This is a genomic window from Pseudomonas sp. RIT-To-2 (assembly GCF_029623465.1).
In the GTDB taxonomy this organism is placed as follows: Bacteria; Pseudomonadota; Gammaproteobacteria; order Pseudomonadales; family Pseudomonadaceae; genus Aquipseudomonas; species Aquipseudomonas silvicola.
This window is the reverse complement of record NZ_JAPYKM010000037.1, coordinates 1-13,426: the sequence shown is the minus strand read 5'-3', so window position 1 is coordinate 13,426 and position 13,426 is coordinate 1. Positions and strand designations below refer to the sequence as shown.

The window sequence follows — 13,426 nt, the reverse complement described above, 5'->3', positions numbered from 1 at the left end:
GCCTGCACGGCGGCGCGGCGAGACCGTGAGACGCCACGTCTCACCGCCACCGCCCACCGGTTGCCGCTTGCCGCCGCCGGCCGTTGGGGGCTTAATGCCCGTACAACGATAAGAAACTGGATCCGGAGGCCTTCATGCTTTCCGCTCACTCCAAGGCGCACGTGGATTGCGTCAGCCGTGTCCTTAAAAATGCGGCGCAACTGCCGCAACTGCCGGTCCCTGACCTGATCCTCGACTCGTGGCGCCGGTCCATGGAGCAGCACCACCTGGACCCAGGTTCCTTGCAGGGCCCACGCATTCTTTCCCATAACGTACTGCGCGAATGCCGCGAGCGTGCCGAGCTGTTCCTGCGCATCGCCAGCGAAGAAGTGGCCCGCCTGCACGGGCGCGTGCGCGACGCTGACTACTGCGTGCTGCTCACCGACACCCTCGGCCATACCATCGACTACAAAGTGGACAGTGCTATCCGCAACGACTGCCGCAAGGCCGGCCTGTACCTGGGCACCTGTTGGTCGGAGGGCCAGGAAGGCACCTGCGGGGTGGCTGCGGTGCTCACCAGCGGGGTGCCGGTGACCGTGCACAAGCGCGATCACTTTCGTGCCGCGTTCATCGGCCTGACCTGCTCCGCCGCGCCGGTCTACGACCCCCAGGGCCAATTGCTCGGGGTGCTGGACGTATCAGCCGTGCGTTCGCCGGATGAGCGCCGTTCCCAGCATCTGATTCGCCAACTGGTGGTGCAGAGTGCCAAGGACATCGAGCACGCGTTCTTCATGAATAGCGCCCAAGGGTATTGGGTGCTGCGTGCCCACCACAGCCCAGGCTACGTCGACAGCCAGCCCGACCTGCTGTTTGCCTGGGACGACGAGGGCTGCCTGCAGGCGCTGAACCCGACAGCCCGGCGCTACCTGCTGCAGCGCCACGGGCAAGTACCCGGGCATATCAGCCAAGTGTTCGACCAGGCGTTGCTGCACCGCGCTCGCGACCAGTCGCTGTGCCAGTTGCACGACCTGCACGCGCGCCTGAGCCCACCACGCCGTACGGCCGCACCACGGCAGCGAGCGAGCCTGGCCCCGGCCGATATAGACCCGCGCATCGAGCAGAGCCTGCGCCTGGCCGTGCGGGTCAAGGACCGCAACCTGCCCGTGCTGATCCAGGGCGAGACCGGTGCGGGCAAAGAGGTGTTCGCGCGCCAGGTGCATGAGGCCAGCCAGCGAAGTGCGCGGCCTTTCGTGGCGGTGAACTGCGCGGCGATACCCGAGGGGCTGATCGAAAGCGAGCTGTTCGGCTACAGCGCTGGCGCGTTCACCGGTGCTTCCAGCAAGGGCATGCAGGGCCTGCTGCAACAGGCCGACGGTGGCACGCTGTTTCTCGATGAGATCGGCGACATGCCGTTGGCCCTGCAAACCCGGCTGCTGCGGGTACTGGCCGAAGGCGAAGTGGCCCCCTTGGGCGCCTCCCGGCGCAAGGCCGTGGATATCCAGGTGATCTGCGCCACCCACCGCGACCTGGAAACACTGGTGGCGGCGGGAAGCTTTCGCGAAGACTTGTATTTTCGCCTGGGCGGCGCGCGCTTCCCATTGCCGCCGCTGCGTGAGCGCAGTGACCGGCTGAGCCTGATAGGCCGCATCCTCCAGGAAGAAGGCGCTGGCCTGCGATTGAGCGATACGGTGCTGGAAGTACTGTTGGGCTATCGCTGGCCGGGTAACGTGCGGCAACTGCGCCATGTGCTGCGCTATGCGTGCGCGGTGTGCGAGGGCGATCAGGTGTTGCTGGAGCACCTGCCCGAACCCCTGGCGACGGGCGACAGCGTCCACCACCCGTACGCCCCCACCGCTTCCAGCCCTGAACGCCAGGCGCTGCTGGACGCGCTGATCCGCCACCGCTGGAAACCGCTGGCCGCGGCCCGGGCGCTGGGTATTTCGCGGGCTACGCTGTACCGGCGCGTGCACCAGCACGGGATTGAAATGCCGGGTAGAAGCCCGCTGTAGGGGGGCTGAGGGTGCGCGGTGTTTGCTTCCCGAGCTTCGCCCGGTCTTGCAGGGGCGGCGAAGCTCGGGAGGCGCGCGGCGCGGTCAGGCGTGGTCCAGCGGCGACGGCTTGGCGTCAATGCGGATCTTGTACAGGTGCACCGGGTACTGCACGGTGGACGATTTACCCCCCGTGGTCGCCGGGGTACGGTTGATCTGCGCGGCCGGCAGGTAGAGGTAGCCGTCCTGAATCCACAAGGCATCCACCCACACCAGGCGCGGGTCTGCCACCACCGTGGTCACGGTCTTGTCCGGGGCTATGCGCTTGACGCTGCGGGTGTTGACGTCCGAGGCATAGATATTCCCCGCGGCATCGATAGCGGTACCACCCGTGCTCCAGGTGTCCAGCCAGTGTTCGGCATGCTCGGCCACCTGGGCCGTGGGCAAGGTGGGGTCATCGACGTAGCGGGTGGCGATACGCGCCAACGGCCCGGGAATGGCCTGGTAATACAGGTACTCACCGTCCGGCGATACCTCCAGTTGGTCCAGGCCCACGCGTTTTTCCTCGCCATTGGGGATGAACAGCTTGTTGCCATCGGCATACATGGGCAGATGGTCGATGGACAACGGGTGGCTTTCAAGCAGCGTGCGGGCCTTGCCGCTGTCCAGGTCCAGAACGACCAGGCGCACGGCGCCGGGGTCGGTCAGGTAGGCCTGACGGCCATGGAACCGCACGTCGTCGAAGTAGCTGTTGTCCTTCTGCACCGCGCCCTGGAGGCTGTACACCTTGTCCACCTGGTTGGTGGCCAGGTCAATGCGTACCAGTTTGCCTGCGCCCTTCACCGCGTGGGCGCCGGTGTTGATGCCGGTATTGCCCGCGTCCACCGCCCACAGTTTGCCATCAGGCCCTACGCGCAAGGCGTTGACATGAAGAAAATGCTGGCCCGGCTCGGCGGCATCCCAGGTGTTCCAGCGGGCATCCGGGTAAGGGTGCAACTGCCCATCCTTCCCCACCTCGGCCAGCGACATGCCCGGGCCTTCGGACTGGGTCAGGGACACGAAAGTACGCCCCTGGGCAGTGACCGCCGCTCCATTCCAGATATGCGGAGACGTCGCGACCTCGATCAGGCGGCTGTCTTGCTGGGTAGGCAGGGTTGGCGGCAGGTTGTCCTTGGCGACGGCGGCCAGGGGGCACACCAGCGCAAGGGCAAGCAACAGGGGGCTGTTCAACGGCATGGGCACTGCTCCGGTTTATTGTTGTGGGAGGCAACCGGGAGTATTGCCGGGGCATTCGTTCGAATCCATTTGCAAATTTTCAAGGAATCTTTCCTTTTGGGAATGGTTGGCTTCCGTTTGAAAATGTTGCTAATGGATGGTTCCACATTGGCGGTGGTGGTGACCGTCGAGTGGGTGGTGCTCAACGCCTGGGCGGGCTATTGAAAGATGGCCCAGATGATGCCGCCCATGATCAGCACCACCATCACGGCGGCGCCGAAATCGGCGTGTGCGACCCTGCTGGTCCCGTCATTGCGCCCCCTGGCCTTGGCAAAGGGCGACAACGAATGACGGGGCTCGGAAGTGACAGGCTTGCTCAGACGTAGCGCCATGTTCATACCCTCACGAGATGGTGGATATCACATAGCCATTATCCATATTGATACAAAAGCGTACCAGCTGTGAACTCATCCAGCCTGGGGAAATACTCAGTGGGCGATGCAATGCGTGGGACCACAGCCTGCTGGCGAACGATGCGCTGCGGTCTGTCAGGTATCGCGCAGTGCCTTTTTCGCCAGCAAGCCATACTGACCAGTGCGGCTACAGGTCGATACTATTTTTCACGCGCCTTGTCCTTGGCCGGATTGTCGATGGGTGGCGGATGGGGTGGGTCGGTGGCCGGGTCATTGACGTCTGGCGAGTCCGGGTCGAAGCCCAGGTCCTTGTCCTTGCCACTGGACGTGTCGGTGGGTGCCTTGGAATCACTGCTCATTCGGTGCTCCTTTAACCATAAACACGGAAAAACCCGCGCCTGAGGTTTGGAAGCACACGGCATAGGCAAGTGCCCTCCACATGACAAACGGTAAAGGGGGTCAGTTGAGCGGCCGTGAACGCCGTGCCACTGCCGGGTGAGCGATTGCTCGCCCGATGCCACCCCTTCACGGCCGCTACAGGCTGGCTCAGCGGCCTGCCTTGTTGGTGCACAGCACCCGCAGCGCGTCAGGCAGCCAACGACGCTGCAACAACCAGCCATCGATGGAAAACTTGCCAGCGCCCGTCAACAGCACGCTGCCAAATACCACCAGCAGCATCATGACGTATTCCCACCCTCCCCCTCCAGCGGAAGCCCAGGCGTATCCGCGGCCCCATTCGCCACCGAAGCCTACCGTCGCGACCAGGAAATAGAGGAGGCTGACCAATGCCCCAAGGCGCGCAAAAAGCCCCAGGCCCACACTGATGGCCGATGCTAGCTCCACCAGCCCACCCAGTATCACGAACAGCCCCGCCCACTGAGCAAAGCCCAGATGGCGAAAGCCCTCCTCCAGCGTGTGGAACGAACCCAGGCCGGCGAAGATCTTCTCGGTGGAGTGGCCCAGCTCGTTGAGCCCGAAGTACAGGCGCACAATCGTCATCTGCCACAGGACCGTACCCAGCCATGCCCCGGGTGACGCGCGTTCACGACGCCAGTCATTGACCACGCAATCGGCGAACTGCAACAGCAGGACCACGGCCGTGAAGCTTGAAACCCACATCAGCAGCCCAGCACCGTTCATGGCGGCGACGCGCCAGGCGATGAGAAAGGGCAGCAACGACACCAGGTAACCCACGGTGAAATTGCGCGGTGTGAGGACCAACGCGCTCAGCAATGCCAGCGCCAGTGCCAACGAGGCGGACCACGCGGCGAAATCGGGTAGCGTCTGGTCGCCCCACCCGCATTGGATAGCGGCCACCAACGTCAGGCCAATAGCCAGGGACGCCAGCCATTGCGGCACATAGGCAGGTTTGAGGGTGCGGTAGTCGCGGGCACTGACGCCGTCGACCCTATCGAGCGTTAAAATAGCCTGGTTCATGACGGTTCCTTGCGTCAGAGAGCGTTGGGCGGCAGCCCACGTTCGAAGCCGCGCGCCAGGTCCGTGGCAAATTGCTGTTCTTGCGCGTCACTGGCGCCACCGGCAATGCCGATGCTGCCGATGGCCGCCCCTTGCTGGCGGATGACCACGCCCGCCACGGCCGGCAGGATGCCGGGGATACTGCCCAACGCCGGGTTCTGCTTGCGCGCGACGTCGTAGAACACTTGCGTGTCGACGTCGTTGATAGCCGCCGAACGGGCTTTGGCCATGGCCGCTTCAACACAGCCTGGCGCGGCGCCATCCATGCGTTTGAAGGCGAGCAGGTTACCGCTGGCGTCGGCGATGGCGATGCAGGGGTGCACATGGTCCGCCGCCGCCTTGCTCACCGCCTGCTCCAGCAGCACGGACGCGCCTTGCAGGGAAAGGTCGACGCGTGGGCGCACCAGGTCGTCGTTACCGGCCGCCAGGGCGCAGTACGACAAGGGCAGTGTGGAAGCGGCAGCGGCCAAGGCAAGCCGATAAAATCCTTTCATTCCGGGCATGTTCGTTTCTCATGTTGTTTTTGGGGGTATTGCGTCTATTCCGCGCGCGATGGCGGGCTGCAGTGGCCGGCCGGGCTGTGCCGGCAGGTCGTCGGGCCGGCGCAGCGGGCCGACGATGAACAGGTAACTGACGAACGCCCCGGCCGCATTCAGCGCCACGTAGATCAGCGCGCCGTTGAACGAGCCCATGGACTGGACCATATAGCCGATGACCACGGGGGTGACGATGCCCGCCACGCTGCCGAAGGTATTGAAGATGGCGCCGTTGATACCGGCGCTCTGCTTGGGCGAGACGTCGGCGATGATCGCCCAGCCGAGCGCGCCCATGCCCTTGCCGAAGAACGCCAGGGCCATGCACACCACCACCAGCAGATCGGTCTGCACGTAGTTGCACAGGATCATGGTCATGGACAAGGCCATGCCGATGAAGATCGGCAGTTTGCGCGCCAGCGTCAGCGACAGCCCCTTGCGCAGCATCCAGTCCGACACCAGGCCGCCGCTGATACCGCCAATGAAGCCGAAGATGGCCGGGATCGCCGCCAGCAGGCCAGCGTTGAGAATGGACAGGCCACGCTGCTGCACCAGGTACACGGGAAACCAGGTCAGGAAGAAGAACGTCAGGGTGCTGATGCAAAATTGCGCCAGGTAAATGCCCACGAACATGCGCTGGCCCAGCAAGGCCTTGGCACTGGCCCATGATTCGCGCCATGCCGGGGCCTTGACCGCTGACCCGGTGCGCTCCTGCAGGCCTGCGCCGCCCTGGCGCATGGCCTCAAGCTCGACCTGGCTCAGTGCCCCGTGGTCCAGCGGCGCCTTGACACGCCAGATGAACACCGCGCCCATGGCGATACCGGCCAAGCCCATCACATAGAAAATCCACGGCCACCCCCAGCGCGTGGAAATCCACGCCAGCAAGGGCGTGAACACCACCGCGGCGAAGTACTGCGAGGCATTGAAAATGGAGGTGGCCGTACCGCGCTCGGCGGTAGGGAACCACAGCGAGACAATCTTGCTGTTGGCCGGAAAACACGGTGCTTCGGCAACGCCCACCAGGAAGCGCAAGGCGAACACGGCAATGAACGCCACGCCCACCGGCATCAGTGCGACGCTGCCGATAGCAGCGGTGAACAGTGACCAGGCAATGATCGCCAGGCCCAGCACCTTGATGCTGCCGAACCGGTCGATGGCAAGGCCGCCCGGCAATTGCAGGAGCATATACGCCCAGGCGAACGCCGAGAACAGCCAGCCCATCTCGCCATGGCTAAGGCCCAGTTCCCCGGAAACGCTGGCGCCGGCGACCGACAAGGTGGCCCGGTCGCCCTGGTTGATGATCATCATCAGAAACAGCAGCGCGATGACCTCATAGCGGCGGTGCTGGGCGATAAAGCGGCGAAGAGAATCTGTTTTTTTCATTGTGTTCTCGATCCCGGAAAGCGGTGGTCAATCAGTAACGGGTTTCCCGAATGATGGCATCGGGGCGCCGCTTGATCTCGGGCCGCAACGCCGTTCCCAGACCAGGCCGCACGGGCGCTTCGGCAAACCCTGCGTTGATTTGCGGCAAGTGGGTGACCAGCTCGCCGTACCAGGTAGACAGCGAGGCCCGCACCACTTCCTGCAACACCGCGGTGGGCGCGTGAAGCCCCAGTTGCAGGCCGGCGAACAGGGCGACGGGCCCTGTGCAGTCATGGGGCGCCAGCGGTTTGTTGTAGGCCTGGGCCAGCGCGGCGATCTTGCGCGCCTCGGTGAACCCGCCGCACCACACCAGGTCCAGCATCAGGTAGTCCAGGCTGCCGGCATTGAGCAGGTCCCGGTAGGCGACACTGCCGCCCAGGGTCTCGCTGGCACAGACAGGCACCCGGGTGCGGGTGCGCAGGTCGGCCAGCGCCTGGGCGTCGTCCATCTTGCACAAGGGGTCTTCGACCCAGTAGGGGTCGAATTCTTCCAGGGCCTGGCAGATGCGCAAGGCAGCGGTGCTGTCCCACAGGCTGTGCAGCTCGCACATGATCTCGATGCGGTCGCCCACGGCCTCGCGGATCTGGCGGAAGGCCTCGCAGCCCTGGCGCACTTCGGCCAGGCTGATACCGTTGGCCCCTGCCTGGCGGGCGAAACGGTCGAACGGCCAGATCTTCATGGCTGTGTACCCTTCCTCCACCAGGCTGACGGCCAGGGCACCGGCGTCGCGACTGAAGGCCAGTTGGTCATCGTAGGGCCCCTGGGCCCGGTCCGCCGCGGTGATCTCGCGGCGGGCACCCTGCTGGGTATTGAATTCGTAGCCGGCGCAGGTGTTGTACACCCGGATGCGGTCACGGCAGGCGCCCCCCAGCGCTTCATGGATGGGAATGCCATGGCGCTGGCCCATCAGGTCCCAGAGGGCGATGTCCACGGCGCTGGCGGCGCGAATTTCGGCGCTGGCGCTGTGGTAGCCAATGTAGGGGTTGGTGAGTTCCAGCGAAATGGCTTCGATCCGCCTGGCGTCACGGCCGATCAGGCCAGGGGCGATCAACTCGTGCACCGCCGCCTCGACAGTGGCTGCGCCACGGAAGGTTTCGCCCAGGCCGACGAGGCCTTCGTCGGTCTCGATTTCCAGCCAGATCAGCTTGGGGCGTTCGGGCAGGCGCAAGGTTCTGATGCAGGTGATGTTGGACATTATTGTGATTCCTGGCGGTTCGCTTCCAAATGGTATCGTTACCATTTTGATCGAACATAACCCAGAATTCTTCAAACGACAAGGCCGCGATGACAGGGGTGGGACCGGGCGAAGCTCGGGAATGGGCCATGCGCAGCACCTGAAATTCCGCGGTGCCTGTCTACCGGGCTGGCGCCGGCCCTACCAAGGACGGGTGGCGCTACGATGTGCCGCGTGTTGCCGTGCTGTCGCGTTCGACCAGGCTGAAGCCCAGGTCTATTCGGCTCTGGACCGCCTGCTCGCCGCCCAGGCGTTGCAGCAGCATCTGCGCCGCCGTATCACCGATCAGCGTGCCGTCGACCTTGACCGTCGACAGCGGCGGAAACGTATGGGCAGCGAAATTCATGTCGCCAAAGCCCATGACCGCCAGCTCATAGGGCACTTGCAGCCCCCGGGCGGCGGCCTCGGTCAGCACACCATGGGCGATGGTGTCCGAAGTACAGACCACGGCCAGCGGCTGCGCCGGGCCGGTCATGCTGTGCTCCAGCACCTTGCTTAACCCTTCCCGCCCCAGGGCAAGCGTGGGCGCGCCCGGCCAGACATGGCTGCACACGTCCGTGATGCCCTGTTCTTTCAATGCTTTGAGAAAACTGTCGGCGCGGCGCAGGCCGCGAGGGTCGTCCACCGCCAACAGGGCATAGCGGCGATAGCCCTGGGCAAACAGCGTGCGGGCGGTTTCACGACCCGCATCCTCATGGGAAAAACCCACCAGCATGTCGATAGGGTCCGGGCTCAGGTCCCAGGTTTCCACCACGGGTACACCACTGACCCGCAGCCGGTTGCGGCAGGCCGGGGTGTGCAGGGTACCAGTGAGGATGATGCCATCGGGCCGCCGGCTGAGGATGACTTCCAGCAGCTCCTCCTCTTGCTCGCGTTGATGCCCGGAGACACCCAGCAGCACCTGATAGCCGCTGGCGCTGAGGCGTGTACTGATGGCCTGGAAGGTGTCGGAGAACAAGGGGTTGGTGACCATGGGCAAGACCACGGCCACCAGGCGCGTGCGGTTTGACCTCAGGGCCCCCGCCAGGCGGTTGTGCACGTAACCGGTCTGCTCGATTGCACGTTGCACTTTGTCTCGGGTCGCCGACTTCACGGCCTGCGGGCTGTTGAGGTAGCGCGACACGGTCATCGGCGCCACGCCGGCCAGGCGCGCCACGTCACCCAAGGTGACCGAACCACGGTTTTTCAGGCTGCCAGGCTGGGACACATCCATCATCTTGGTACCGATATTCATAACGTTCGAGGAACAAGGTAAGGGATGCTAACAGCCCTGTGTGAATTGACGCGATACCCGGTGTTCATCGGCCCGGCGGCAAGCCCCGGAAAAACGCCCCGGCAACGCCTGAGAACGTTCTCGCCATGCAGGTATCGTTACCATGACGTCACGATCTGTACAGGTCGATGACGCTGGCCTCCCCTTCATCGCCCAATGCCGAAAACGGTGGCGTTTCGCCAAGCCACTGCCATTCTTTAGGCTTCTGGCGGCCAGGCGACGCCGACGCGGCCAGGACCGTTGCGACCTACGCACTCCCTGACTTCACGACCTCAAGGAACCCGCGCCATGCACTCGATCACGACCAAAGACGGTACCGTCATTTTCTACAAGGACTGGGGCCCGAAAGACGCCACGCCCATCGTCTTCCACCACGGTTGGCCACTGAGCGCGGACGACTGGGACAACCAGATGATGTTCTTCCTGCTGAAGGGGTATCGGATCATTGCCCACGACAGACGCGGCCACGGGCGCTCCACTCAAACCTGGGCTGGCAACGAAATGGACACCTACACCGCTGACGTCATCGAGCTGACCGACGCGCTGGACCTCAAGGGTGCGATCCATGTCGGGCACTCCACCGGCGGCGGTGAAGTCGCGCGTTACGCTGCCCGTGCCAAGCCAGGCCGGGTGGCAAAGGCGGTATTGATCAGCGCTGTGCCTCCGGTCATGGTCCAGTCGGAGAAAAACCCGGGCGGCTTGCCTCTGGAAGTGTTTGATGGTTTCCGCGCCGCGCTGGTCGCCAGCCGCGCCCAGTTCTACCTGGATGTTCCGACAGGGCCGTTTTATGGCTTCAACCGCCCAGGGGCCAAGGTCTCGCAGGGGATCATCGAAAACTGGTGGCGCCAGGGAATGATGGGGGGAGCCAAGGCTCACTACGACTGTATCAAGGCATTTTCAGAGACCGACTTTACCGAAGACCTGAAAGCCATTGAAGTGCCCACCCTGGTCATGCACGGCGAGGACGACCAGATCGTTCCCTTCGCGGATTCGGCACCGCTGTCAGCCAGGCTCCTGAAGCATGGCACCCTCAAAACGTACCCGGGCTTGCCCCATGGGATGCCGACCACTGACGCCGAAACGATCAACGCGGACCTGCTGGCGTTCATCCAGCGCTGACAAAGGAGCCATCAGCCATGGCTCATTGCAGTCCGACGAAATGGGCAGTGAGCCTCTATCCAATGCACGCACGAGGCGTCATGATCGCAACTTGCCACTACCGAGACGACCATCATGCCGGACAGGCCGATGAAGCTCAGGAGCTGGAACGCGTCATGGAGACTGGTTGGAGACAGCGTGCAGTGCGCACAGTGTGGAAGGGCGCAGGACAAGCGGTACAGGGACAGGCCTTTCGTGCATGCAGACACGTGCCCTGCCAAAAGCGAGACGGCCCAGCGGCCGTGGCGCGACCTCCATGACATCCTGCATTCGGTGTTTGGGGCGCAGTGAGTTGATCGGCAGTGGTAGAATCCCTGCCCACGCCTGGGCGGTTGATCGCCAGACGGGTAGAACGGTGCCCTATGTTTCCAAGCCTTGAACTGCGCTGCTACGAGCGAGACAGCCCTCACCACCACCATGACTTTGCTCAAGTGGTGCTGCCGGTTCGTGGCCGAATGGAAATTGACGTGGACGGTCGCGGTGGGTACATCGATCCGTCATTGGCGGCATTCGTGTCGCCGGGCTCGACGCACTCGCAGAGCGCCCAAGCCGATGGCCGGTTCCTGGTATTGGACTGTGCGCCGAGTACCTTGGAAACACTCCAGACAGCGCGCATGGCCAAGGGCATATACGTACCTATCTCGCCTGCGACCCGGCGGCTCATCGAATTCGCCGAGCTGACAGGTAATCAGCAACTGGCTGCCGGCGCTGCCCAGCTGGCCCCCCTGCTGCTGTCGTCCATGGGCTCGGATGCGGCACATTTTTCGACCCCCATGGAACAGTTGATCGCCCGCCTGCGTGCCAACCCCGGCGCCGCCTGGAGCAACGAGCGCATGGCGAAAGCAGCCAACATGAGCCTGAGCCAACTCCACCAGCGATTTGGACAATTGTTCGCAACGAGCCCGCAGGCCTGGTTGACCCACCTGCGTATCGAGCAAGCGCAGCGATGGTTGCAGGGCACCTCATTGCCGATTGCCGAGATTGCCTTGCGTACCGGTTTTTCCGACCAGGCAGCGCTGACCCGAGCCATGCAACGTGTGAGCGCCACTACCCCCGCCGCTTACCGTAAAATGCAAAAACAGCCTGGGTAAAAAAACCGACAGTTTCCGACAATATTGCCTGGCTGCACTGCCTCAGACTTCGAGCTTTGCAATCTGGAGTGCGGTGCGATGTTGGCTGATCGAATGTTGCTGAAGGGTATCGGCTATGGGGTGTGCGCCGGTCTTTGCTGGGGGGTGATTTTCCTTGGCCCACAGCTCACCCCGGGGTTGAGCGGCCTGCAATTCGCCGTTATCAGGTTCCTGTGTTATGGCGCAATCTCGGCAGCCCTGCTGTTGCCTCGTTGGCGGCGCGTGTGCGCCACCCTCACTCGCGCCGACTGGCAATCACTTTTCTGGCTCAGCCTGATCGGAAACCTTGTCTACTACTCATTGGTGGGCACTGCTGTTCAGTGGGTGGGCATTGCGACCACGTCGCTGATCGTCGGGCTCATCCCGGTACTCGTCACCTTGGCGGGTCGCAAGGACGCAGACGCCGTTTCCCTGAGGACACTTTTCCCTTCGCTTTGCTGCGCTGTCGCAGGCGTCGTGCTGATGAGTTGGCATGCACTGGTCAATGGCCAGCGGCCCGAGACACTGGCGAGCATCGCGGGAATCGCATGCGCGGCAGGCGCACTGGTGACATGGAGCTGGTTCGCGGTAAGCAATGCCCGGCGACTGCAGGTGACTGCCGTGTCCTCCCATGACTGGGCACTGCTGACAGGTGTCATCACCGGCGCTCAGTCACTGGTGCTGGCCGTTCCGGTATTGGGCTTTCAGGCGGGTATGCACGGCACGAGCCAATGGCAACATTTCTTCCTGGTGGCCGCTGGCGTGGCACTGTTGTCTTCGGTGGTGGGCGGGGCTTGCTGGAACCAGGCCAGCCGACTCCTGCCGTTGGCGCTCAGTGGTCAAGTGCTGGTGATTGAAACGCTGGCGGCGCTCATGTTCGGGTTCCTGTGGGAACAGAGGTGGCCCGACGGCTACGAAGGCGCCGCGATCGCGTTGCTGGTGACCGGGGTGGCCTGGTGCTTGGCCTGTCATCGACGGCCCCCATGCACCGCGTGATAGCAGACAGGCCGCGGGGGCATCGACGGGGCCAGGTCTACTACAAGGCTCAACCGTCTGCCAGTTGCTTCAGGTGTTCTTCGCTGAAAGCGGCCGCGCCCACCGCGTGCAGATTCTCCACCTGCATTGGTGTGATCTGCCGGACTGGCCATGGGGCAAGGATGGCCATATGATGGCCGACCTTGGACGCCATGGAGGCGGCCATTGTCATGATTCAAAAGGAATAGTCATGAAAGATTTCGTGATCAGCGTCAACAACACCGTTCTCTACATTGCCCTTGGCGTTATCTGGCTCACGGCAATCGTGATGCTGTTCAACAGCTTCCTGGTAGGTGTGGGGACTTTCGTGGTGGGCACGTTGAGTTGGTGCATCGTTTCGGGGTTCTGGTTCGTGCAGTCGGCGACGTATGAAGAGCTGCGCAAGCTCAACAGCAAGAGCAACTGAGGCTCAAGCTGAGCCCGGGCAGAACGCTCGAAACATGAAAAAGCCCAGCCTGTGAAGGTTGGGCTTTTTTGTGGGCGCCAGCCAGGGCGCGTCAGGAGCACTGCGGTAGCCCTGCCGAACGCCAGATAGACAAAACCCCCAGCTGCTTTCGCAACTGAGGGTTTCGGAATTTAATCTTGACGATG

Annotated in this window: 14 protein-coding genes; 5 read left to right on the top strand and 9 right to left on the bottom strand. The window is 63.4% G+C overall.

The annotated features are described in order from the left end of the window. Window positions 1–134: 134 nt before the first annotated feature. The gene (locus tag QBK88_RS25260; protein WP_277964174.1) at window positions 135–1,988 is read left to right on the top strand and encodes a sigma-54-dependent Fis family transcriptional regulator; all 1,854 of its coding nucleotides are present in this window, start codon (window positions 135–137) and stop codon (window positions 1,986–1,988) included. An 84-nt stretch (window positions 1,989–2,072) separates the two neighbouring features. Here QBK88_RS25260 and QBK88_RS25255 read toward each other — a convergent pair whose 3' ends face one another. The 8 genes from QBK88_RS25255 to QBK88_RS25220 form a co-directional block, all read right to left on the bottom strand. Next, window positions 2,073–3,203, bottom strand: a complete 1,131-nt coding sequence (locus tag QBK88_RS25255; RefSeq protein WP_277964173.1) for an L-dopachrome tautomerase-related protein — start codon at window positions 3,201–3,203, stop codon at window positions 2,073–2,075. Between the two features lie 197 nt (window positions 3,204–3,400). Then, window positions 3,401–3,574 (bottom strand): hypothetical protein, encoded by a 174-nt coding sequence (locus QBK88_RS25250; protein ID WP_277964172.1) that lies wholly within the window; start codon window positions 3,572–3,574, stop codon window positions 3,401–3,403. Between the two features lie 221 nt (window positions 3,575–3,795). Continuing rightward, window positions 3,796–3,954, bottom strand: coding sequence for a DUF6021 family protein (locus QBK88_RS25245; RefSeq protein ID WP_277964171.1), 159 nt, complete (start codon window positions 3,952–3,954; stop codon window positions 3,796–3,798). Window positions 3,955–4,141: 187 nt separating this feature from the next. Continuing rightward, window positions 4,142–5,032 (bottom strand): DoxX family protein, encoded by an 891-nt coding sequence (locus tag QBK88_RS25240; RefSeq protein WP_277964170.1) that lies wholly within the window; start codon window positions 5,030–5,032, stop codon window positions 4,142–4,144. A 14-nt stretch (window positions 5,033–5,046) separates the two neighbouring features. Continuing rightward, window positions 5,047–5,565 (bottom strand): heme-binding protein, encoded by a 519-nt coding sequence (locus QBK88_RS25235; protein WP_277964169.1) that lies wholly within the window; start codon window positions 5,563–5,565, stop codon window positions 5,047–5,049. A gap of 18 nt (window positions 5,566–5,583) precedes the next feature. Beyond that, window positions 5,584–6,987, bottom strand: a complete 1,404-nt coding sequence (locus QBK88_RS25230) for an MFS transporter (RefSeq protein ID WP_277964168.1) — start codon at window positions 6,985–6,987, stop codon at window positions 5,584–5,586. A gap of 31 nt (window positions 6,988–7,018) precedes the next feature. Next, the gene (locus QBK88_RS25225) at window positions 7,019–8,221 is read right to left on the bottom strand and encodes a mandelate racemase/muconate lactonizing enzyme family protein (RefSeq protein ID WP_277964167.1); all 1,203 of its coding nucleotides are present in this window, start codon (window positions 8,219–8,221) and stop codon (window positions 7,019–7,021) included. A 199-nt stretch (window positions 8,222–8,420) separates the two neighbouring features. Continuing rightward, a complete protein-coding gene (locus QBK88_RS25220) occupies window positions 8,421–9,476 on the bottom strand; it encodes a LacI family DNA-binding transcriptional regulator (protein ID WP_445764998.1) in 1,056 nt (351 codons plus the stop codon). Between the two features lie 345 nt (window positions 9,477–9,821). On the opposite strand from QBK88_RS25220, the gene QBK88_RS25215 reads away from it, so the two are divergent. The 3 genes from QBK88_RS25215 (at window position 9,822) to QBK88_RS25205 (ending at window position 12,796) form a co-directional block, all read left to right on the top strand. Next, on the top strand, window positions 9,822–10,652 hold the full coding sequence (locus QBK88_RS25215; protein WP_277964165.1) for an alpha/beta fold hydrolase: 831 nt from the start codon (window positions 9,822–9,824) through the stop codon (window positions 10,650–10,652). A gap of 401 nt (window positions 10,653–11,053) precedes the next feature. Further along, window positions 11,054–11,782 carry an AraC family transcriptional regulator gene (locus tag QBK88_RS25210; RefSeq protein WP_277964164.1) on the top strand — a complete coding sequence of 243 codons (729 nt, stop codon included), beginning with the start codon at window positions 11,054–11,056 and terminating at the stop codon, window positions 11,780–11,782. A gap of 78 nt (window positions 11,783–11,860) precedes the next feature. Next, complete coding sequence (locus QBK88_RS25205) at window positions 11,861–12,796, top strand: DMT family transporter (RefSeq protein ID WP_277964163.1); 936 nt, start codon at window positions 11,861–11,863, stop codon at window positions 12,794–12,796. 49 nt (window positions 12,797–12,845) lie between these two features. Here the strand turns inward: QBK88_RS25205 and QBK88_RS25200 are convergent, their stop codons facing one another. Then, entirely contained in the window at window positions 12,846–12,989 is a 144-nt protein-coding gene (locus QBK88_RS25200; RefSeq protein ID WP_277964162.1) for a hypothetical protein, read from the bottom strand. A gap of 36 nt (window positions 12,990–13,025) precedes the next feature. Here QBK88_RS25200 and QBK88_RS25195 point away from each other — a divergent pair, with 36 nt between their 5' ends. Further along, a complete protein-coding gene (locus QBK88_RS25195; protein WP_158157379.1) occupies window positions 13,026–13,241 on the top strand; it encodes a hypothetical protein in 216 nt (71 codons plus the stop codon). The last annotated feature ends 185 nt before the right edge of the window (window positions 13,242–13,426 follow it).